The sequence below is a fragment of the Allomuricauda sp. d1 genome, assembly GCF_039592695.1.
Classification (GTDB): Bacteria; Bacteroidota; Bacteroidia; order Flavobacteriales; family Flavobacteriaceae; genus Flagellimonas_A.
Genome location: NZ_JBBUTK010000002.1, coordinates 302,405 through 323,915 on the forward strand (window position 1 = coordinate 302,405; position 21,511 = coordinate 323,915).

The 21,511-nt window shown below is 42.8% G+C and carries 22 protein-coding genes and 1 tRNA gene; 8 read left to right on the forward strand and 15 right to left on the reverse strand.

Annotation, left to right across the window (positions count from 1 at the left end; genetic code table 11):
* Positions 1–60 precede the first annotated feature (60 nt).
* From AAAH86_RS08355 to AAAH86_RS08370, 4 genes are read right to left on the reverse strand one after another with little or no spacing between them, the layout of a single operon-like run.
* Complete coding sequence (locus AAAH86_RS08355; protein WP_343487114.1) at positions 61–807, reverse strand: DUF6090 family protein; 747 nt, start codon at positions 805–807, stop codon at positions 61–63.
* Positions 808–811: 4 nt separating this feature from the next.
* Entirely contained in the window at positions 812–1,603 is a 792-nt protein-coding gene (locus AAAH86_RS08360) for a DUF6090 family protein (protein WP_343487115.1), read from the reverse strand.
* Positions 1,596–3,266: a hypothetical protein gene (locus AAAH86_RS08365; protein WP_343487116.1), complete on the reverse strand. Its 1,671-nt coding sequence runs from the start codon at positions 3,264–3,266 to the stop codon at positions 1,596–1,598. Before AAAH86_RS08365 ends, AAAH86_RS08360 begins: the two co-directional genes overlap by 8 nt.
* A gap of 39 nt (positions 3,267–3,305) precedes the next feature.
* The gene (locus tag AAAH86_RS08370) at positions 3,306–4,322 is read right to left on the reverse strand and encodes an acetamidase/formamidase family protein (protein WP_343487117.1); all 1,017 of its coding nucleotides are present in this window, start codon (positions 4,320–4,322) and stop codon (positions 3,306–3,308) included.
* Between the two features lie 84 nt (positions 4,323–4,406).
* On the opposite strand from AAAH86_RS08370, the gene AAAH86_RS08375 reads away from it, so the two are divergent.
* The 4 genes from AAAH86_RS08375 to AAAH86_RS08390 all read left to right on the forward strand — a co-directional run bounded on the left by AAAH86_RS08375 (position 4,407) and on the right by AAAH86_RS08390 (position 7,977).
* Positions 4,407–6,455 carry a S9 family peptidase gene (locus AAAH86_RS08375; protein WP_343487118.1) on the forward strand — a complete coding sequence of 683 codons (2,049 nt, stop codon included), beginning with the start codon at positions 4,407–4,409 and terminating at the stop codon, positions 6,453–6,455.
* Positions 6,442–6,876, forward strand: a complete 435-nt coding sequence (locus AAAH86_RS08380; protein WP_343487119.1) for a hypothetical protein — start codon at positions 6,442–6,444, stop codon at positions 6,874–6,876. Before AAAH86_RS08375 ends, AAAH86_RS08380 begins: the two co-directional genes overlap by 14 nt.
* A gap of 66 nt (positions 6,877–6,942) precedes the next feature.
* Positions 6,943–7,350, forward strand: a complete 408-nt coding sequence (locus tag AAAH86_RS08385; RefSeq protein ID WP_343487120.1) for a DUF2141 domain-containing protein — start codon at positions 6,943–6,945, stop codon at positions 7,348–7,350.
* A 114-nt stretch (positions 7,351–7,464) separates the two neighbouring features.
* The gene (locus AAAH86_RS08390) at positions 7,465–7,977 is read left to right on the forward strand and encodes a hypothetical protein (RefSeq protein WP_343487121.1); all 513 of its coding nucleotides are present in this window, start codon (positions 7,465–7,467) and stop codon (positions 7,975–7,977) included.
* Positions 7,978–7,989: 12 nt separating this feature from the next.
* Here AAAH86_RS08390 and AAAH86_RS08395 read toward each other — a convergent pair whose 3' ends face one another.
* The 8 genes from AAAH86_RS08395 to AAAH86_RS08430 form a co-directional block, all read right to left on the reverse strand.
* Complete coding sequence (locus AAAH86_RS08395; protein ID WP_343487122.1) at positions 7,990–8,700, reverse strand: hypothetical protein; 711 nt, start codon at positions 8,698–8,700, stop codon at positions 7,990–7,992.
* A 16-nt stretch (positions 8,701–8,716) separates the two neighbouring features.
* The gene (locus AAAH86_RS08400; protein ID WP_343487124.1) at positions 8,717–9,469 is read right to left on the reverse strand and encodes a DUF4097 family beta strand repeat-containing protein; all 753 of its coding nucleotides are present in this window, start codon (positions 9,467–9,469) and stop codon (positions 8,717–8,719) included.
* Positions 9,470–9,488: 19 nt separating this feature from the next.
* Positions 9,489–10,274, reverse strand: coding sequence for a hypothetical protein (locus tag AAAH86_RS08405; protein ID WP_343487125.1), 786 nt, complete (start codon positions 10,272–10,274; stop codon positions 9,489–9,491).
* Position 10,275: 1 nt separating this feature from the next.
* Entirely contained in the window at positions 10,276–10,797 is a 522-nt protein-coding gene (locus AAAH86_RS08410; RefSeq protein ID WP_343487126.1) for an RNA polymerase sigma factor, read from the reverse strand.
* A 116-nt stretch (positions 10,798–10,913) separates the two neighbouring features.
* The gene (locus AAAH86_RS08415; protein ID WP_343487127.1) at positions 10,914–11,060 is read right to left on the reverse strand and encodes a hypothetical protein; all 147 of its coding nucleotides are present in this window, start codon (positions 11,058–11,060) and stop codon (positions 10,914–10,916) included.
* 2 nt (positions 11,061–11,062) lie between these two features.
* Positions 11,063–13,273 carry a ferrous iron transport protein B gene (feoB, locus tag AAAH86_RS08420; RefSeq protein WP_343487128.1) on the reverse strand — a complete coding sequence of 737 codons (2,211 nt, stop codon included), beginning with the start codon at positions 13,271–13,273 and terminating at the stop codon, positions 11,063–11,065.
* Entirely contained in the window at positions 13,270–13,515 is a 246-nt protein-coding gene (locus tag AAAH86_RS08425; RefSeq protein WP_343487849.1) for a FeoA family protein, read from the reverse strand. The genes feoB and AAAH86_RS08425 overlap by 4 nt, the downstream gene beginning before the upstream one ends.
* A 102-nt stretch (positions 13,516–13,617) precedes the next feature.
* The gene (locus AAAH86_RS08430) at positions 13,618–14,292 is read right to left on the reverse strand and encodes an SCO family protein (RefSeq protein WP_343487130.1); all 675 of its coding nucleotides are present in this window, start codon (positions 14,290–14,292) and stop codon (positions 13,618–13,620) included.
* Positions 14,293–14,448: 156 nt separating this feature from the next.
* On the opposite strand from AAAH86_RS08430, the gene rseP reads away from it, so the two are divergent.
* Together rseP and AAAH86_RS08440 are read left to right on the forward strand one after the other, a co-directional pair.
* Entirely contained in the window at positions 14,449–15,801 is a 1,353-nt protein-coding gene (gene rseP, locus AAAH86_RS08435; protein WP_343487131.1) for an RIP metalloprotease RseP, read from the forward strand.
* 63 nt (positions 15,802–15,864) lie between these two features.
* Positions 15,865–15,938 (forward strand) — tRNA-Asn (locus AAAH86_RS08440).
* 253 nt (positions 15,939–16,191) lie between these two features.
* Here the strand turns inward: AAAH86_RS08440 and AAAH86_RS08445 are convergent.
* The 3 genes from AAAH86_RS08445 to AAAH86_RS08455 form a co-directional block, all read right to left on the reverse strand.
* Positions 16,192–16,359 carry a lmo0937 family membrane protein gene (locus AAAH86_RS08445; protein ID WP_343487132.1) on the reverse strand — a complete coding sequence of 56 codons (168 nt, stop codon included), beginning with the start codon at positions 16,357–16,359 and terminating at the stop codon, positions 16,192–16,194.
* A 142-nt stretch (positions 16,360–16,501) separates the two neighbouring features.
* Positions 16,502–17,284: an SDR family oxidoreductase gene (locus tag AAAH86_RS08450; protein ID WP_343487133.1), complete on the reverse strand. Its 783-nt coding sequence runs from the start codon at positions 17,282–17,284 to the stop codon at positions 16,502–16,504.
* 174 nt (positions 17,285–17,458) lie between these two features.
* A complete protein-coding gene (locus AAAH86_RS08455) occupies positions 17,459–18,835 on the reverse strand; it encodes an aldehyde dehydrogenase (protein WP_343487134.1) in 1,377 nt (458 codons plus the stop codon).
* A gap of 109 nt (positions 18,836–18,944) precedes the next feature.
* Between AAAH86_RS08455 and AAAH86_RS08460 the strand changes: the two genes are divergently transcribed.
* Both AAAH86_RS08460 and AAAH86_RS08465 read left to right on the forward strand, forming a co-directional pair.
* Positions 18,945–19,577: a Crp/Fnr family transcriptional regulator gene (locus tag AAAH86_RS08460; RefSeq protein WP_343487135.1), complete on the forward strand. Its 633-nt coding sequence runs from the start codon at positions 18,945–18,947 to the stop codon at positions 19,575–19,577.
* Positions 19,578–19,586: 9 nt separating this feature from the next.
* Positions 19,587–21,302, forward strand: a complete 1,716-nt coding sequence (locus tag AAAH86_RS08465) for a solute carrier family 26 protein (protein WP_343487136.1) — start codon at positions 19,587–19,589, stop codon at positions 21,300–21,302.
* Positions 21,303–21,511: the final 209 nt, after the last annotated feature.

Consider the following 21,511-nt stretch of genomic DNA (forward strand, 5'->3'; position numbering starts at 1 on the left):
ATTATTGAAATACATTGAATTGATTTTTTAAGTTTCATAGCAATCTTGTCACAGCTGGTATTACATTTCAGTAAGTACCGCTATAATTTGGTTGTTGGCCGTTTTTGCCCTTTTCAAGGCCTCTAGTTGGTTGCGCACGAGCCACTGCATACTTTCAAAAGTTGAATAAACTTCTTTTTCTTTAAACAAGTTCATAAAATCTTCCTCTGAAAGCTCAAATTCTTTCGGGTAGTCTTCCTCATTTTTCATAATTATTTTGGCTGAACCAAGCTTTTTTCTGAGGTTTGATACGCTGCCCAAATAAACCATGTTTCCTGAAATGGTCTGATGTAGTTTGAACCAGTCGTAGCTGTCTTTGAATTGTACGTAATGTGCCATTAGGGTGTTGTTGTCCAATAAAGCGATATTCCCAGTTGAAACTGCAGTTTCGTAAGATGACATTGCAGGTCTAAAATTGGCGACTTGAAAAATGAAACTACTGTAGCTTTTTAGTGTATCCTTGGCAATTAAATCACCCTCATTATCAAGCATTGTTAGGAAATGCGTCAGTTTTTGATTGATGCCATTTGCCATTTGTAATCCAAAGTCAAGTCTTTCATCTGTGGTCAAGGCATCGGCATGTAAGGCTTGGATAAGCTTCTTTCTTTGGTTTGAGGTTTTGCGCTGTTCATTCCAGTTGTTTATCTGTAATGCTATTAAAATACCAATGACAACCAAAACGATTTCACCGATGGCGTAGAGCAGGTACTTCGAGAACTTGCTCTCAGAAAGTAGTTTTTGACGAATTCGACGGAAGAATTTAATCATAAATTCAATTTTCTATACTTTCATTGATTTGTTCCAATATAAGATTCATGTGCGTTTTTAATGGAATCGACTGGCCGTTGGCGATATTGACATATAGTGTGATAAAGCCCAATTGATCTTCAAAATCTTCTTCACCGAGAACATTGCTGACATCATTATAAAGTTTTTTGATGCCAACAATAGTGTCTAAATATTGGGTGCCCTCTGGGTAGATCAAATTCCGCATTCCCATATCTTGCTCCACTTGACTATATAGGTTGCGCATTTGAATATGCTTGGATAAGAACGGAATGTAGTTATTGTCTCTGTAATTTACCAATATCAACTCTTCTTCATTGGTTTCATCAACCTTGGTGGGCCAGGAAGTGAGTAGATTTTTTAGAGAGTCGTTTTGTAGTAAGTGAATGTCTCTTGAATTGAAAAAACTTTTAGAGTTTACGTTAAAAGTTGGAATATATAAGGTCCTGTGCAAATGAAATACCAATGAATCATTATTCTTTGTAGGTTGCCCATCAATTGCATTGAACAGATATTTGGCAGAATTAATAATATACTCCCTTACCTGAATTTTATTGTTCAACTGTTTAATGTTGTCTTGAAATTCATTTTTTAGCTGGTTTAAAAGAACCTGTTCCTGTTTTTGTGTTTTGCGGTTTTCATTCCAATTGTTCACTTGTAAGGCCAGTAGAATTCCGATCATTACGAGTAATATTTCGCCAATGGCATAGAGAAGATATTTGCTGAACTTATTTTCAGAAAGCAGTTTTTGACGGATTTTACGGAAGAACTTAATCATTCAAAATAGGCTTTAAATGATTCTTTTCCCCAGTCATTTGCCAGTGTCCCAAGGTGATAGGAATATTGCCCATACTGTTCAGCGTATCGAAGAATTCCTTCGTTTGAAAAGGTTTGCCTTCCAATTCTTGAATTCGGGCATAATCGGCCATGGCTGCTTCCAACAAATATTTTCCTGTGATGTAGCTTGTGCCATAACCGGGTTGGCGCAGATACAGATGCTGTTCAAAAATGAGCAGTTCTTTTTCGGTTTTCATCCATCCCCTTGGAGTATATTCTGAATGGATGCTCCCAGCTTCTTCCATGGTCATTTCATTGGCATGGGCATAAAGGGAGCCTAATCCCCTTGCCGCGCGTTGTGCAATCATGATGTAAACAATTTCCCGGGTTCTTGGGGAGTCATCATACAATCCTGCATCCATAAACATTTCCTCAACTGCAGTCGCTGTTCCTTCATTTCGTGAATCAAAAATATTATAGAGCAGAGGCCCTTTTCGTATTTCACTTGGGTGCGGTTCGTTTTCCATTCGCGCCAGTTCGAACCAATGGTAAAAATGCGAGTATAATGGTCTAGGGTCGTAGTGCTCCCCAATCAAAAAGAAATTGCGTTTCTCCTCAGGAACATAGGTTCCTAAATGTTCTCGAAGAGCCGGTTCAAAATAAGGCTTTACCGTAACGATTTCTTGCTGGTCAAGAAAATCTATAAGGCTACGGGCGGCAGCATTGGCCATGGTGTCATAAGCTTCTGGAGAATCTGCAGCAACCAGTTCTGGAAGGTCTCGATTTCGGTGCTCCTCTAGTTTTAAGGAGGTCCACGCCCGTGCCAATTCGCGTTTTAAGAGCATGACCTCATCTTCCCATGTCAATGGGACCAAATGTACATTTTGCAGATACCACGTATAATTTTCCTTGCCAATACCCGATGGCCCGGTTTTGGTTTTGGCTTCCTCTTCCAACCAAATAACAAATTTATCAGTGGATGCGATGGCTTCCTCAAGGGCCTTGACAAGCCCAGCGTTTTCTTTCACTCCTGATTTTTCAAGAACTCCTTGCAAAACGACACTTTGGTTTTTGATATCTCGAATTCCCGTAATCCAAAGATCTTTGGCATTGCCTGTAAGGTTACGTTGGGCTTGTTCATTTAGTGAAGGAATCACTTGTAAATCGTTGATAAGACGATTGCCTTCACTTTCTGAAAGTGGAAATTTATAGGTCCACAATTCTGTAGTGGCATGGTTTGTTGGCCCTTCATGGGCGGGCACATCGCTTTTGTACGTCCAAACCGTTTTATAAAAAGCGGGATCACGCTCCCATGGTTTCAAAATACGTTGGTTAAAATCATACCCGTTCATTTCTGCCCAGACAACCATCCAATCCACTTGGTGCTCAATCGGCCAAGTTGTGGTGTCGATTTGATGTAACTTGTTTTGCAATGCTTTGAATGAAGGCTGACGACTTTCAAAAGCATTTTTAGTGTAATCTGGAGCGCCATCAACTTTTGGGGGAGCTTCAAAAGAGCGCCATTCATGAAAAAGTTGCACCAAATCGTCATAGCTATGGCTGGTAAAAGTACTGTTGCTTCCTTCTCTTTTTTTACTTCCTTCTGTTTTACAATTGGTAAAAAAGGCAATACAAAGAAGAAGTAGAAAACTGGTTTTTTTCATGTGCTTGTCTGATTAAGAAGTTTGATCTAGATAAATGCATCAGTTTTTCAACACCGATTTAGGCATGTGCATGGTCACCAACATATTCGGTAGGTCAACTACTTCGGCAATCTGCAAATCGCCTTGTAATGAACAGAGAGCATAGGCTTCCTCGGTGGATAACCCTTGTTCTTCTTTCAAATAATTGACCATATAAAGCGTAGCTTTTTTGGCGGCTTCATCGATTGTCGGTGCAAAACCGGTGGTGGCATAGTAATCTTCAGTTTCGTACTGAGGTTCTGAAATTGACCTATTCTTTAAAACCTCAATCTGGTATACAATGCGTAGTGGGCATTCAATGGCAGTACCGCAGACCTCGCCCAAACCTTGCACTGCATGTCCATCACCGATAGAGAACAGTCCTCCTTCAACAAACACAGGAAAGTAGAGGGTAGTGCCCTCGGTCATGTTGGGATCGTCCATATTGCCACCATTGGCACGCGGCGGTATGGTGTTCAGCAATGCTGTGGTATCAGGTGCTACGCCCATCACCCCGGGAAAGGGATTCAGTTCAATGGCAATATCGTCATTGAACATCACCTTTTCGCAGTCTGCCCCTAATTTATAGAGCTTGAGATATTTGGCATTTAATGTATCGGCCAAAAATCCAAAGCTCGGTACAATGGCATTCCAGCCCCAATCACCGAGTTCAATTTTGTGCAGGGTTACCATTAGCACATCGCCTGGCTGTGCGTTTTCTACAAAAACAGGGCCAGTCAAGGGATGAATGGGTTCAAAATCCAGTGAATCCAATGCCCCCATTGTTGAATTCATGCTGAATTGCCCATCGCTGGCCTCTTCGGTAAAAGCTTCGATGATTGCGCCAGAGCTTACAGAAAGAATCGGTTCAATGGTGCTACTGAACTTGTTGTGCGTGTTTTCGGTTGTCAGTGTGTGATCAATTTGAAACGTATCTTTCTTAACAAGGGTTTCCTCTTTTGGGGAAGCGGTTTTTTCATTGCACGATGTAATTGAAACAAGAAGGCATACTGAACAAACAAGGTATAAATTTTTCATTTTCAGAAGGTTTTGGTTGATTTGTTCAAATTACAAATTCTTTCTCTTTTGGTTTATCTTTAGAACCTTACAAATATTTCAACCATGCAAAAAATATTGATAGCATTCTTTCTTTGTTTCTGTTTTTCCTATACCGCAGCCCAAAAGCCCAATTTCTCGTATCTCGATGTTTTCGATTTACAATACACATCTGACCCCCAAATTGCTCCAAATGGAGATTGGGTAGTGTATCGACGAATGGGCTTTGATGTCATGAAAGACAATTCGTGGGGCAACCTCTGGATGGTAAAAACCGATGGCAGCCAACACCAAAAACTCACCTCTAGAGAAGTCTCTGAAAGCAACCCAAGGTGGTCGCCATCAGGCGATAGAATTGCCTTTACCAGCACTACGGATGAAGGCTCCGAGATTTATGTATACTGGACAGGCTCTGGAAAAATGGCCAGACTTTCGCAACTGCCCTTCTCACCCAGTTCATTGACTTGGTCACCTGACGGTAGTCAAATCGCTTTTTCAATGAATGTGGAAGCCAAGGCCCCGGTCATTGCCAAAATGCCCCCAAAACCCAAAGGGGCCAAATGGGCCGAAGCACCAAGAATTACGGATAGGGTATATCACGAGGCCGATGGTCGAGGTTATATCAAACCAGGGTTTAACCATATTTTTGTGATGCCTGCCGATGGGGGTGCACCCCGTCAGATTACCTCAGGCGATTGGCACCATCGTGGCAACTTATCATGGTCACCTAACGGTAACAAGATTTATTTCTCGGCCAATCGGGTTGACGATTGGGAATACCGCTTCCGCAACAGTGAAATCTATTCGGTGGATGTGGATTCGGGTGAAATCGTTGCCTTGACCGACCGTGATGGCCCAGATTATAGTCCGCAAGTATCCCCTGATGGAAAATACATTGCCTACATCGGTAATGAAGATAAAAGACAGGCTTTTCAAACCCGAAAACTGCATCTCATGAACATCGACGGCAGTAATAAGCATAGTATTTCAGACGAACTCGATAGAAGCGTTTCCGATATTTCATGGGATGCAAAAAGCGACGGATTGTATTTCAACTATGACGACAAGGGAAACGGTAAGATTGGCCATATTACCCTTTCGGGAAAGGTGACCAAGCTCGCCGATAACCGTGGCGGCACCACTTTGGGCAGGCCCTACGGAAGCGGCTCGTTCAGTGTTTCAAACAACGGTACGATAGCCTATACTTTATCGACACCTGAATTTCCTGCAGAGTTGGCCATTTTAAGCACAAAAGCCAAGAATCCAAGAAAAATCACGGATTTGAACGCAGCACTCCTCGACTATCGTGAATTGGGCAAGGTGGAGGAAGTTTGGTATAAGTCCTCATTTGATGGCCGTGATTTGCAAGGATGGATTGTCTATCCGCCCAACTACGATGCCAATAAAAAATATCCTTTTATGGTTGAAAACCACGGCGGGCCAATCTTGAATTACGGCGATCGCTTTTCCATTGAGATGCAGTTGTATGCCTCAGAGGGCTATATCGTCTTTTACCCGAATGCACGTGGTAGCACCAGTTATGGTGAGGAGTTCGCCAATCTATTGTACCGCAACTATCCAGGACAAGATTATGACGATACTATGGATGGGGTGGATTTTTGCATTGAAAAAGGCATCGCCCACGAAGACCAACTGTTCGTCACCGGCGGAAGCGCCGGAGGCATCATGACGGCCTGGATGATTGGCAAGAACAACCGTTTTGAAGCCGCTGTGGTAGCCAAACCCGTGATGAACTGGATCAGTAAGACCTTGGTAGCGGATAATTATTTTGGTTATGCCAATACCCGCTATGACGGACAGCCTTGGGAAAATTTTGAGCAGTATTGGAAATTTTCGCCCATTTCGCTCGTTGGCAATATAGAGACCCCTACCATGGTGATGGTGGGCATGAACGATTTACGTACCCCGCCCAGCGAAGCCAAACAGCTGTACCATGCGTTAAAACTTAGAAAAAAGGAAACCGTGTTGGTGGAAATTCCGGGGGCTAGCCATGGCATTGCCAGCCGCCCCAGCAACCTGATTACAAAGATTGCAAATACGGTGGCCTGGTTTGATAAATACCGTACCGACAAAAAAGAGAATGGCGAGGACTAAACGCAACTGGTTTTGGAACATCTTGATCATCATTACGTTGATTGCGTGCCTTCTCGCATTTGTGGTACACTACAAAAATTGGAGCAAAATAGAGGAAAGCCAGTTTAAGATTACCTCTGGAATCTATAGACAGACCATTCCCCTTTCAGAATTCGACAGCATATCGTTCGTGCAAAAGCTTCCTGAAATGGAGCGGAGACACGGATTTTCATGGCTCGCCAAAGAAAAAGGGATTTTCAATGACTCGCTTACCAACACAAAAGTATATGTGTTTGTAGATGATCTGCGACAACCTAAAATTCGCCTGGTGCACCATGATTCATTAAAATTGTTTTTGAATTATTCCGACAGTCTGAAGACGCAAGAAATGCATGAATTTTTAGAAGGAATAATAATTGCTGAAAAGGAAAATCCAAATTGATTACGGCCTACGTATACTATTTGTAGCAAAAATTAGTTTAGCATAATTGTTGCAGACAACCTAGACATGAGAAAACTGGTCCTATTTTTTTTGTTGATTTCTTCGTACACTTTTTCACAAAACGAAATTGCCGTTGATATACATGGCGTACCCGAATCTGAAGGAAAAATTAGTGTTGCGGTCTACAACACCGAAGAAGACTTTTTAAAGTTTGACAAGGTCTTCAAGTGTGATAGTATTGCTGCTCAAAAGGGGGTGACACGTCTTTCAATCAAAAACCTCCCTGAAGGCGAATATGCGCTTGCGGTTTTCTACGATAAAAATGGCAATGATAAATTGGATACCAATTGGTTGGGCATTCCGAAAGAAAAAGTGGCCTTTTCAAAAGGAAAAATGAAAGCCTTTGGTCCGCCTGCTTTTAAGGAGTGCGCTTTTCTATTATCATCAGATACTAAAATTGCCATTTCACTCTGAACTTTCTTCTTTTCACAACTTTGTAGCGTTAAATCAAGATATTATTACCAATAAATAGGGGTTAGATTGCGTTGTAAGATTTAGGACACACCCAAATTGACCAAATCTTAACCGATGAAAACCTACATCTTTTGGCTGTTTCTATTGTCTTGCCCATTGGTTTCTTTCTCTCAACAAACTGTCGATATTGACGGAAGACTTCAACCGCTGCTCACTGAATTTTTTGCCGAATGTGACAAATATGGTATTGAATACCATGAAAAGCTCTTTCAACTGAAGAACATTGATATCACAAACAGCCTGCCATTGGAAGAGGGCAATGTCGTCATGGGCATGGTGACCCGTGATGCCAATGGTGAAATTGAAAATATTCTAATCAACTGGGTCACCCTTATTGATCCCGAAATATTAAAAATTGTGGCCTTTCATGAGTTTGCCCACCATTTTCTGGATTACAAGCATACTTGCCAAGATTGTAACGAAATCATGGCCGTGAACAATGCCAGCTATTTTAACGTTGCTAAAGATTGGGAAAACCAAGTCGAATACCTGTTTACCACATCACCGGTATATCTTGCCAAAGATGCAAAGGTTTCAGTTGCTGATGTTACGGCATCTGACAAGTAATTTCCACTGAACTTACATTCTCAGATACATATTGCCATTAATGGTATTGAGTTCCAGCCTATTTTTCGAATTGGCAATATTGCTCGTAACCTTTTGCCCCACGTGTTTATCATGCGATTTTAGATTTAGCTTTTCATCGGCATAGATATTACCGTGTATGGTCTCTGCCACAAAACTGGCATTGCTGACCTTCAAATCGATTTCGCCATTAATGGTGCGCAGGTCAAGGTTGCCGCGATATTGCTTGATATCAATATCGCCATTGATGAGGTCTGCTTCAAAATCACCTTCGATGATTTCAGATTTCATGCTTCCATTGATGCTCGTGAGCTTGAATGTTGCATTTTTTGGCACATACAGCACATAGTTAAAATCGTACATGTCAATTGTATAGCCATACATTTTCTTGTTTAGTTTCTGTTTTTTCCAATCCTCCTCAAAAGCCTTAAAAACTGCTTTTGTATCTGATGCGATATCAATGGACGTATCACTTTGACTTACCTCAAGTTTATACAGGTCAAGGTATTTGGCTTCAATGGCTTGGATGTTAGCCTTGAAATATACTGTGGATTTATCCCAAGTTTTCACTTCAATGGAAGACGCAAAGGGAAGTTCAACATCAATATACTGGCCATTGAACTCAATGTTTTTTTCAATGACTTTTTGGGCAGATACACCGAAGCTGATGAAACTTACCAATAGTAGTGTAGTTGCTTTTTTCATGACTGTTCGTTTTTGATTATTGTTTTCTTAGATAGATGTTTCCATTGGTGGTTTTCAGCTTGATATCAACTCCACCATTGTTGATTGAACCCCTGATGTTCTTGCTTGAAATGGATTTCATACCATCTTTATCGGGCCGTTTTAAATCAAAATTGCTGTAGATATCCCCGTTCCATGAACTCATATAGATGTCTGCGGAAGTGCTTTCGGGAATCGTCACATCAATTGCCCCGTTTGTCGTATTGATATAGATAGGGGCATCTTTATTGATGCTTTGGAATTCAACTTCAACATTTTCATTCAGGGAGTACGCGGTCAATGGCCCAGAAATGTTGACCAAGGTCAGCCCACCATTGAGGTTGGCATTGGCTTCGATCTCACCGGAGAAACCGTCAATGTAGATGTCTCCGTTCCAACTGCTGGTCACGGATACGTTTTGTGATTTTGGAAGAAACACTTCGGCCCCATCATTCTTTCTGAGGCTTTTTACGATGAGGGTGTTGCCATCTTGCACGACGTTAAATCCAACATCGGTGTTGTCTGGCCCACCGGCACCCATCAGTTTGAGTCCCTTCGCTTTCTCTGGTATAGAGTACCCTCTCGCCACTTTGATCAACAGCTCGTTTTTGTCGTGGGTTTTAAGGGTAAGGTCTGCTTTTGATTCAATTTTGACCCATTCAACACCATTTAGTGATTTGGTAAAATCTTTTTGCGCCATTGCTATGGTGGCACAGGTAATTGATAGTAGTGTAAGTACTGCTTTTTTCATGATTTTCGTTTTTTGATATTTATATTATTTTAGGCAATGCCTGATTGATTTCATCTTTTATAAATGGTTGTGTGTCTTCTTGTTCCAACAATTTTTTCATGGGTGCGACCGCTTTCTTTTCACCCATTTTCACCAAGTTTTGTATCAAGGCGATCTGGACACTCGGATTTTTTTCCACCTCAAGGGTCTCAAGAAAAACCGTTTTTACGAGCTCTGAGCTAGAAAATCTGGCCAGGGCATCCAAGGCTGCCATGCGAACGTTGGTATTCTCATCATTTCGTAATCGTTCAGCCAAAGCTGCAACGATATCTTGGTCGGGTTCATCGATTTCCTCAATAAATTGAACTCCTTGTATACGTTTGTTTGCCGATTGGTTTTCCATCATCGCCAAAACGGTCATCTGTTTGGCTTCAAGGCTTTCTTTTTGCGCCATTTGTATGCGCTCTTGTGATTCTTGTTGTTTAGAGTATCTGCCCAAATAGAAGATTGCTATCAAAATGGCTATACCGGCTGCTATTTTCATCAGAGCGAACATCCAATTTTTCTGTTCAGGAGCGATGGATACCATTTTGGCTTGATTGTTCTTTTCTTCTTCAAGCATAGCAAGAAAACCAGCCTCTAAGTTCTTTGAAGGCAGTTGCCTCTCTTCTTTTTCAAAAGCTTGTAGCAATATTCGGTGTTCTTCAACCTCTTTTGCAAAAGTGGCCGAGCTTTTCAAATGCGCTTCAAATGCTCTTTTTTGGGCATCGGTCAACGCGCCATCAAAATAATCTACTATCATACCGATCATTTCATCCCTTTTCATATCAAATACTTTCTAAATAGATTTTTTTTAATTTTTTGAGCGCCCTGCTTGCCTTGGTTTTAACTGCTCCTTCGGTACTTCCTGTGATTTTTGCAATCTCACTGTACCGAATATCTTGAAAACGGTTCATGATGATGATTTCGCGATCAGACATCTCGAGCTTGTTCAGCGCACATTGTAAGTGTGAATAATCTTCGTCATTTTGCTTTTCACCAGTTTTATAGGCTACTTTTTGTAAGTCAACATGATGCGCTGTATTTTTTGTAAAATGGGTTTTTAGATTGTTTCTCGCAATGGTAAAGACCCATGATAAAAATTTGCCATTGTTGTATGAAGAGCGGTATTTGATGACTTTATAAAAGACATCTTGGGTCAAATCTTCACTCAACATTCGATTGCCACTCATTTTGTACAGAAAATTGAAAATGTGCACATGGTGCCTGTCAAAAAGAATCCGTAGCACATCAAGATTTCCCTGGGCGACCTCAGCCATCAACAATTCATCTGACTTATTATTCTTCAATGGTTGTATTTAGTGATTCTTTGTTACTATATAGTCAGAAAAGTAAAAAAGGTTACAGGAAAGAGGAAAAATTTCTTTTTGGAAGGAAGAACTACCGTATTGACGACCTAAAGATGTCAATGACAACCACAATCATCACTGCCACAACCTTTATCAATATCGTGCTTGGTGCTGGAAAAAATGGATTTTGGCAAGACATATCTCTTTGCCAAATAGCCTATCGCCATTGCTAGAATCGAATATGCCAAAATGGTCTGTATCATGGTTATTTTAAACTTTGATAGGCTACGAAAGCGATAATGTACGCAATCGTACTCATAAAAACCAATTGAAGTATGGGCCATTTCCAAGAATTGGTCTCTTTTTTTACTATGGCCAAGGTGCTCATGCACTGCATCGCAAAAGCATAGAAGAGCATTAACGAGATACCCGAGGCGAAATCAAAGAGGGGCTCTCCTTGATCATCAAGTTCTGCTGCCATCCTATTTTTGATAGTTTCCTCTTCATCGCTTCCAACACTGTAAATGGTGGCCAAAGTACCCACAAACACTTCGCGTGCTGCGAATGAAGTCAAAACGGCAATGCCGATTTTCCAGTCGTAGCCGAGCGGTTTGACCAAGGGCTCGATGGCTTTTCCGGCGTAGCCGATATACGAATGTTCCAACTTATGGCTGGCGATTTCTTGTTTTCGTGCCCGTTCTCGCAATACATCGCGCACTGTAAGCAATGAGTCTTTGGTCATCTGCAATAACTCTGGGTCAGGAGACTTTCTGTAGGCAACAAGGTTGTTGTTGATATAGTTTTGGCTGTAAGCATTAAGACCGTTTTCTTCAATTCTTTGGTTGACGATGGTTTCTGCGTTTCTGAAATCCTCAGAAAATCCATTGGAACCCAAAAACCATAAGATGATCGAGATTGCCAAAATGATTTTTCCGGCCCCGAACACAAAGCTCTTTGTTTTCTCAACCACAGTGTAGGCTACATTTTTTAGGAGCGGCAGTCGGTAGGTTGGCATTTCAACCATAAAGAGCGACCTGCTTTTTATCTTGAGGATTTTGTTGAGCACCATGGCAGACAGTATGGCCATGCCAAAACCGATAAGATATAACAGCATCAAGGTCAGTGCCTGATAGCTCAACCCAAGAAATCTTCCTTTGGGTATGACCAAAGCAATCAATATCAAGTAGACTGGAAGCCTGGCAGAACAGGTTGTAAAGGGTACCACAAGAATGGTGATCAAGCGTTCTTTCCAGTTTTCGATGGTTCTGGTGGCCATGACAGCGGGAATGGCACAAGCGGTACCCGAAATCAAGGGCACCACACTTTTTCCGCTTAATCCAAAGGGGCGCATGAGACGGTCCATCAAGAAAACGACCCGACTCATATAGCCCGATTCTTCCAACAAGGCGATGAACAAAAACAGAAAGGCAATCTGGGGGATAAAAATCACAATACCCCCAATACCTGCCAAGATACCCTCGGCCAACAAATCCGTGAGCAATCCGGGGGGCAATGTGGTCTTTAACCAATCGCTTGCCGATGCAAATTGGGCATCGATAAAATCCATGGGGTAGGTGCTCCAATCAAAGATGGCCTGAAAAATGGTAAGCAGGATGATGAAGAAAATGAGATAGCCGAATATTTTGTGGGTCAAGATTTTATCCAAAGTGGCCCTGAATCCCTTGGCCGATTTAAAGTCGACCTTGTAGGTCTCTTTAAGCACACCGTTGATGTATTGATAGCGAAGCACGGTCTCGCGATGTTGCAATCTTTTTAGCTCGGCCTTTGATTTGGTGTCAAAAGAAGACTGGTCTTCAATACGCTTTTTTTCAATGGGCATGAAATTGACATCTTGGGTAATGACCAGCCAGAGTTTGTAGAGATCTTCTTTGGGAAAAGCCTTTTTAAGCCGTTCGAAGTACTGGGGTGAGATGATAGTGGTATCGGTACAAGGTCTGGAAGAGATTTGCCTGTGGTCAGCTATCAATTCTTTGAGCCTTTCAATTCCGAGCTTTTTTCTGGTGCTGACCAAGGCGATTTTGGTATCCAATCGCTCTTCCATGAGGTCAATATCAATGGCAATGCCTTTTCTATCCATCCTATCGGCCATGTTGATGACCAAAATGGTGGGTATTTTAAGGTCTTTGATCTGTGTGAACAATAACAGATTGCGCTTCAGATTCTCAACATCGCTGATGACCACCGCCACATCAGGATAATCCTTGTTGTTTTTGTTCAGCAACAGTTCGACCACCACGCTTTCATCCAAAGAAGTGGTGTTAAGGCTATAGGTGCCGGGCAGGTCGAGTATATGGGCCTTGACCCCGCGGGGCAGTTTGCAGATGCCCTCTTTTTTTTCGACAGTGATGCCAGGGTAATTGCCCACTTTTTGGTTCAGCCCCGTGAGCTGGTTGAAAACAGAAGTCTTGCCCGTGTTGGGATTGCCGATGAGGGCAACGTTGATACTTTTGCTCATAGTACAAAAGTGTCTTCAATAATGTCGAGCTCTATTTCTTTGGCCAAAGAACGCCTGATGGCAATATGGCTGCCATTGACATTGATGTAAATAGGATCGTTTAAGGGCGCTATCTGAACGAGTTCAACGCTATTGCCGGGCAGACAGCCCAGCTCCATCAACTTTATGGGTAAAAGCCGTTCAGAAAATTCTTTGATGATGCCCTTTTGTCCATACTTTAAATCCGCAACCGTGGCCACAATTTTTATTTAGATTGATTTTAAGTAAGGCAAAAATAGTTGAAAAAATGCACTTAAATAAATTTTGAGGATGCGAACCTTGGTAATCAGTTCAATTAAAAGGTTTTATTCAGTGTACGATGCTCTTAAAACCTCAAGGTCTGTCAGTAATTTTTCAATGTCTTCGGCATCGGTGCCGTCATAAAATCCGCGAATACGGCGTTCTTTATCGACTAGAATGAAGTTTTCAGTGTGAATCATATCAAAGGGGCCGCCATCACCATCGTTTTTCACCGCCAAATATGACTTTCGAGCCAGTTCATAGATTTGGCGCTTATCGCCAGTGACCAAATTCCATTTGCTATCTACCACGCCCTTTTCTTCTGCATATTTTTTTAATCGGGCCACGGAGTCAATTTGCGGTGTGACCGAATGTGACAAAAGCAAGACATCTTCATCTGCCAAAATATTGTGCTGAATTTCGGCCATGTTTTTGGTCATGATGGGGCAAATGGTGGGGCAGGTCGTGAAAAAGAAATCGGCAACGTAAATTTTATTCTTGTAATTGTTTTCGGTAATGGTATCGCCGTTTTGGTTAATGAGGCTGAAATCGGCAATGGTGTGGTATTTTTTTGTGTCGTGCAATGTACTATCGACCAATTCTGGGTTCACCATTGAAGGTTGGTAAACAGGCAGTCTTTTTTTTGGGGTCAGGGCCTGGTACATCAGATAGATGATAATGGCCGAAAGCACAACCATCACAAGCCCGAAAAACTTATATTTCGAAAAAAATTGTAGCATTACTATTGCAAAAGTACTTTCACATTCTTGCTTTTTCAAATGAAGCGTCAGCTTTTGTCACTAAAAGTTTCTTAAAATGATAGCGTGCTTTGGCCATTGTTTTTTTAAGACAGCCCAATATCTTACTTTTGTGGGCTTGATGATAATGTGAGTTAGATGAGCCCCATTGCTGTAAAAGTGATTCAGTTTTTTCTGAGTCTTTCCCTATTGATAATTCTTCACGAACTTGGTCATTTTATTCCTGCCAAATTGTTTAAGACCCGGGTCGAGAAATTCTATTTGTTTTTTGATGTCAAGTTCTCTCTTTTCAAGAAGAAAATTGGCGAGACCGTATATGGTATTGGCTGGCTACCCTTGGGAGGCTATGTGAAAATTGCGGGCATGATCGATGAGAGTATGGATACCGAGGCCATGAAAGAAGAACCCAAACCATGGGAGTTTCGCAGCAAACCGGCTTGGCAGCGATTGATCATCATGTTGGGTGGTGTCACCGTCAACTTTGTTCTGGCCGTGATCATCTATATCGGTATGGCCTACTCGTACGGAGATCAATATATTCCTATGGACAGTCTCAAGGACGGTGTCTGGGTGATGGATGATAGAATCGGTGAAAAAGCGGGCATTCAAACCGGAGATAAGATTTTGGCCATTGATGGGGATAAAGTGGAGACCTTCAACAGCGTGTTCATTGATTTGATAAATGGAAACAGCATCACCATTGAAAGAGATGGCCAGGTGATTGAAAAGGAAATCCCTGTCGATTTCATTGCCACCTTGTTGGAAGATGAGGACAAGGTTCGGTTTTTAAACTACAGAGTTCCCTTTGTTATAGGGGAAGTTTCTGATGAATCTGCAAACAAAAATGTTGGGTTAATGCCCGAAGATGAGGTTGTATCCATCGGCGGCGAGGGTATTGAGTATTTTGACCAAGCCAAGCCAGTATTGGAAAAATATAAAGGTGAAGGTGTTAAGCTTGGGATACGCAGAGATAATCAAACCCTAGAATATCCGGTGCAAATAAGTGATACAGCCACTTTAGGGGTGAGGCCTGCATTTCTTCCTTTCGAAGATTTACAATCTAGGGGCATTCTAAAACTGGAGACCAAAAAATACACTTTCCTTGAATCCATCCCAGCTGGAATCGATAAAGGGGTCGACATTCTGACCAGCTATGTCAAGCAATTAAAAAAGATATTCAACCCTTCAACTGGGGCTTACAAAGGCGTGGGCGGTTTTGCGGCTATCGGAAATATGTTTCCTGATACATGGAACTGGGCCGCATTCTGGTCAACCACAGCGTTGATATCCATTATCCTGGCCTTTATGAACATTCTTCCCATTCCTGCTTTGGATGGCGGTCATGTCATGTTCTTGCTCTATGAAATGGTATCGGGCAGAAAGCCCAGCGACAAATTTTTAGAGTATGCCCAAATGGTCGGTTTCTTCTTATTGATAGCGTTATTGCTTTTTGCCAACGGCAATGACATTTACAAGGCGGTTTTCAAATAAAATCGTCGATTTTTGCTTGTAGCGTTTTAAAGAAGTCGCTATATTTGCACCCGCTAAAAGTATTCCTCCATAGCTCAGTTGGTTAGAGCACCTGACTGTTAATCAGGGTGTCGCTGGTTCGAGCCCAGCTGGAGGAGCAACATTGGAAGAAAGAGCCCTTCGGGAAACCGTAGGGCTTTTTTGTTTCTAAGCGTTTTGGGGCGAGAAGTTTATCCTGAGCAAAAGCGACGACAGACCCCACGAAAACCATGGGGCTTTTTTCTTTAAAAACTGGGCAAAGAAGCCTGTGCCGAGCCCACTGAAGTGATAATGCCCATAAAACCATCAGCTTTTGGCGATGATTTTCTTAAAGCCTAGAGGCCCATATTTATTGCGACGGCCTTCGTCTTTCTACAAAGGTTTTCTACCCGAAATGATGTTGTACAAGACGGCAATTACGGCAAGAACCAAAAGAATATGAATCAAATACCCAGTGCCCATCCCTGGAATTATACCCAAAATGCCCAAAAGCCATACCGCTATACAGATGACGGCAACGAGCCAAAGTAAACCTCTCATAATTTCAAAATTTTAAATGGTTGCCTGAATATACATTAGGAACGTCGACCGCTCCAAAGCATTTGGCTCGTAGAAATCGATACCGTTAAATAAAGGTTGAAATGGGTCAAATATCAAGCCCTTTCAAGGGCATTTGCCGAAATCAGTCCTTTGTTTGCTGCTTCTCACGAATCTGCCTCAACACCATTTTTTTGGGTAGGAGAGGAAGGAGTTTCATCATCACCTTTTGCGAAAAGCCCAAACCGGATACCACATTCAATTTTCCTTTGAGCATGGCCTCATAACCATCTTGGGCAACGCTTTTTGCACTGGCAGTACTCTTGAAAAGCTCCGTTTTGTCCATGCCCGAAACCTTACCAAAATCGGTATCGGTGGCACCGGGCATCAAGGCAGTAACAGTGATATCGGTATCATACAGTTCTTCAGCAATGGCATTGCTGAACGAGGTCACGTAGGCTTTTGTGGCGTAGTATACCGCCTGTAACGGGCCGGGCACCAACGCCGCCGTTGAGGAAACATTTAGGATCCTTCCCTCATTGCGGGCCACAAAATCAGGGAGAAAGTGGCGGGTAAGCGCGGTCAGGGCGATAATGTTGAGTCGAATCATGCTCAAGTCTTGTTCCCATTTACGTTCGTGAAATTTGCCCACGCCGCCAAATCCGGCATTGTTGATGAGGTAGTCGACCTGGATTCCGTTTGAGCGTACCGTATCATACACTTCTTTCGATGCGCCTGCATCCGTCAGGTCTTTGGTGATGGTGGTCACGTTGATGCCGTGCTGGTGTTCAAGGTCGGTCTTAAGTGATTGTAGGGTATCGGTGCTTCGCGCAACCACGACAAGATTTCCGCCTTTTTGGGCGTGTATCTTGGCCAATTCCATCCCAATACCGCTCGAGGCTCCTGTAATCAATGCTGTCTTTTTCATGATGTTCTTTTTTTGAGACTGTTTTGAAATATGTCGTTAGAATTGTTATGAGCTATTTTTGAGGCAGTACGAGGCAAAATTTTTAAGCATAGCCTTAGCTACGGTTCAAAATTTAAACAAAGTAATGCACAAAAAGAGACTGTAAGAAAATAATCGAGATATTTCAAAACAGTCTCATAGTAGGTGTTTGAATTTTTTTATCAGTGTTTCAGCCATGTTGTAGGGCGGATAACGAAAGGGCAAATCGAGCCAATTGGCTTTTTTGACGATGGATTTTTTATGGGAAAACAGCTCGAAGGAATGTTTACCGTGATAGCCACCAAAACCAGAATTTCCGACCCCGCCAAAGGGCATGTTCTTATTGGTAATGTGTATCACCGTATCGTTGATTGCCCCTCCACCGAAAGAAAACCGGGTCAATATTCTTTTCAGAAAAGATTTTCTGTTTGAGAATACATAAAGTGCCAACGGCCGCCCATAATTTTCAATGTAGCGTTCAATATCACTTTCTTTTTCGTAAGAAAAAATAGGAAGCACCGGGCCAAATATTTCACCCTGCATGGCCTCGGAATCCATTGATGGATTTTCCAATAAGGTAGGGGAAATGTAACGGTCGTCATCGTCAAATTTTCCGCCGAAGCGCAACGTACCATCATTCAGCATGGCCTTGAGCCGTTTGTACTGCCCTTCGGTCGCTATTCGTGCAAAATCGTTGGATGCTTGCACATCCTCCCCATAAAACTCAATGATATGATGCTGTAAGGCCGCAACCAATTTATCCTTTACAGCTTCGTGCACCAACAGATAATCAGGGGCCAGACAGGTCTGCCCTGCATTGATGAACTTGCCCCAGACAATGCGCTTGGCAGCCAGTTTTACCGGGGCACTGGCATCGATGATACACGGATTCTTTCCTCCCAGTTCCAAGGTCACCGGGGTGAGGTGCGCAGCGGCACTCTTGTAGACAATTTTGCCCACTCGGGTGCTTCCCGTGAAAAAAATATAGTTCCATTTCTGTGCCAAAAGTTCCTGCGAAGTCTCCACACCGCCTTCAACAACGGCCACATGCTTGGCATCGAAGACTTCTGAAATGATGTCATCAAGAATTTTCGAAGTAGCAGGACTTAATTCCGAAGGTTTTAAAACCACAGTATTTCCAGCGGCTACGGCACCGATCAATGGTGACATGGCCAACATAAAGGGGTAATTCCATGGTGAAATCACCAGTACCTGCCCGAATGGTTCATATTGTATCCAATCCCTCGATGGAAAATTGGACAAGCTTAGGGGAACCCGTTTGGGTCTTGCCCAAAAGGCAACGTTATTGATGATATGGTTCAGTTCGGCCAAGACCATCTGTGTTTCTGTGGCCAAACTCTCAAACTTGGGTTTTTTAAAGTCGCTGTAGAGTGCATCACAAATTGCATCTTCCCTTTCAACAATGGCCTTTTTTAGTCTTTTGAGGGCTTGTTTTCTAGAGGTCAGCGGTTTGGTGCTGCCACTGGAAAAAAAATCATGTTGTTCTACAAGCAATGATGGTATAGAGGTCATTGAAAAGAAATCTTTGGGATTATCCCTTAAAGATAACGGTTACCATTGATTTTGCTTTCTTGTAACCACGGTTGCCGATTCTACTGCAAGTATTGTGTAATTTCGCGGTGTGATACAAGAGTTGACATCCAGTTTCGGAAGCACTTTTGAGCCGTCTTTATTGCATGAGATTGCCCAAGTCGGAACTTTTAAGGAAGTTCCCGAGGGCTTTAAACTGATGGAAATTGGCGAATACATCCGTTTTATGCCACTTTTGGTAGAGGGGGTCATAAAAATCCTTCGAGAAGATGATGAAGGCGACGAACTATTGCTCTATTATTTGGAGAGAGGGGATACGTGCAGTATGACCATGGCCTGCTGCATGGGGGATGCCCAAAGCCAGATCAGGGCCATTGCCGAGACCGATTCAAAGTTGGTCATGGTGCCCATTGGAAAGATGGAAGAGTGGACGGCCAAATACCGCTCATGGCGAAATTTCGTCTTTGAAAGTTACCACAACCGTTTGAATGAACTCCTCGCCACGGTAGATAGCATTGCTTTTATGAATATGGATGAACGGCTGATTGAATATTTGCAGAAAAAAGCCAAGGTGAACCAAGACAGCACCATCACCAACACCCATCAAGAAATTGCTTATGACCTGCACAGCTCGAGGGTGGTCATTTCTCGATTGTTGAAAAAACTGGAGAAGATGGGGAAGCTGAAAATACACCGAAACCGTATCGAATTATTGAACTTATAAATAGCCTGTTTGAAGAAGTACCTTCCCATACTTGATTGGTTGCCCAACTATGAAAGGGCATATCTATCTGGCGACATAGCAGCAGGATTTACCGTAGGGGTTATGCTCATTCCCCAAGGTATGGCCTATGCCATGATAGCTGGTTTGCCCCCTGTTCATGGGCTGTATGCAGCTTTGGTGCCCAATCTGGTCTATGCGGTGACCGGCTCCAGCAGAAAATTGGCCGTGGGTCCCGTTGCCCTAGACTCGCTGATTGTGGCTTCGGGCTTGGCCGCCATGAAGCTGTCCGGTTTACAAGAACACATCGCCATGGCTTTGTTTCTGGCCTTGTTTGTCGGCTTGCTGCAAGTGTTGATGGGCTTTTTGAAGATGGGTTTTTTGGCGAATTTTCTGTCGAGGCCCGTTGTTAGTGGATTTACTTCGGCAGCGGCACTGGTCATCGCCGTTAGCCAATTAAAATATCTTTTGGGAATTGAACTTGATGCTGTGCGAACATTGGCAACCCTGCAAGAACTTTTTGGTAAGATCGACACCCTGAACGTTTGGGATTTGGCAATCGGAGTAACGGCAATCGTCGCTATTTTCCTTCTGAAAAAACTGAACAGAAAGCTTCCCGCGGCCATGGTGGTCGTGGTATTGTCCATCTTGGGGGTCTACTTTTTTTCCAACCAGAACACCGTGGTGACTTTGCTGGGGTTCATCCCCCAAGGACTCCCATCCTTTCAACTGCACACGATTGCCAGCGATGATTGGGTAAGGGCCTTTCCCTTGGCCTTGGTACTGGCGTTTATCGCTTTTGCTGAAGCCATGACCATGGCAAAGGCCGTTGAAGATAAAAGCCAAGAATACCATACCGATCCCAATCAAGAGTTGCGGGCATTGGGGGTATCGAACATCATGGGGTCATTCTTTCAATCGTACCCTGCCAATTCTGGATTCTCTCGCACCGCTGTCAATGTCAACGAAGGGGCAAAAACAGGACTGGCCTCGATAATCAGCGCAGCCGTTGTTGGCCTGACCCTACTTTTTTTGACGCCCTACTTTCAGTACTTGCCCAAAACAGTTTTGGGGGCCATTATTTTGGTGGCTGTTTATGGCCTTGTCGACATCAAGTACCCGATACAATTGGCAAAACAGCAACGCGATGAGTTTATGCTGTATGCCATCACGTTTTTGACCACACTTTTTATCGGTGTATCAGAGGGTATCATTTTTGGGGTGTTGTTTTCATTGGTGCTTTTGGTGTACCGTAGCTCAAAACCGCATGTTGCCGTTTTGGGAAAGATTAGGGGGATGGAGTATTTTAAAAACGTGAACCGTTTTGCCGAGGATGTTGAGATTCACGATGAAATTTTGATGATTCGGTTTGATGCCCAACTTTTCTTTGCCAATGTGCAGTATTTCAAAAAGGCATTGCTGCAAGAGGTTGACAAAAAGGGAGCTGCATTAAAATATGTAATTCTGAATGCAGAACCAGTGAATTATATCGACAACACGGCCATGAACCAATTGGAAAATGTAGTGGAACAATTAAGGGATAAAGGTATCGCGTTCAAACTGGCGGGGGCCATAGGGCCCATACGCGATACCCTTCAAAAGAACGGCTTGGTCAAGAAAATAGGGCAAGAGAATATTTACGTCCGTACCGCGGAAGCCTATGCCGATTGCTTGGCAAAAGTGGAAAAAACCGCGATTCAAGAAAAGGTTTCGCTACAGCATAAATGACATTGACGCAATGTGACCAATGTTACTTTTTTTGACGGGTACATCGTTTACCTTTGCACTGAACTACTGTCGCCTTCAGGCGATAGATTTGGAATCAATAGTAAGTCAGCTAAAGAACAAAAAAGATAGGGCACCTATCAACCAATAACGAATAACCAATCAATCGGGAACACTAAAGTATTCACATTAAGGGGAGGAATTTTCTCCCC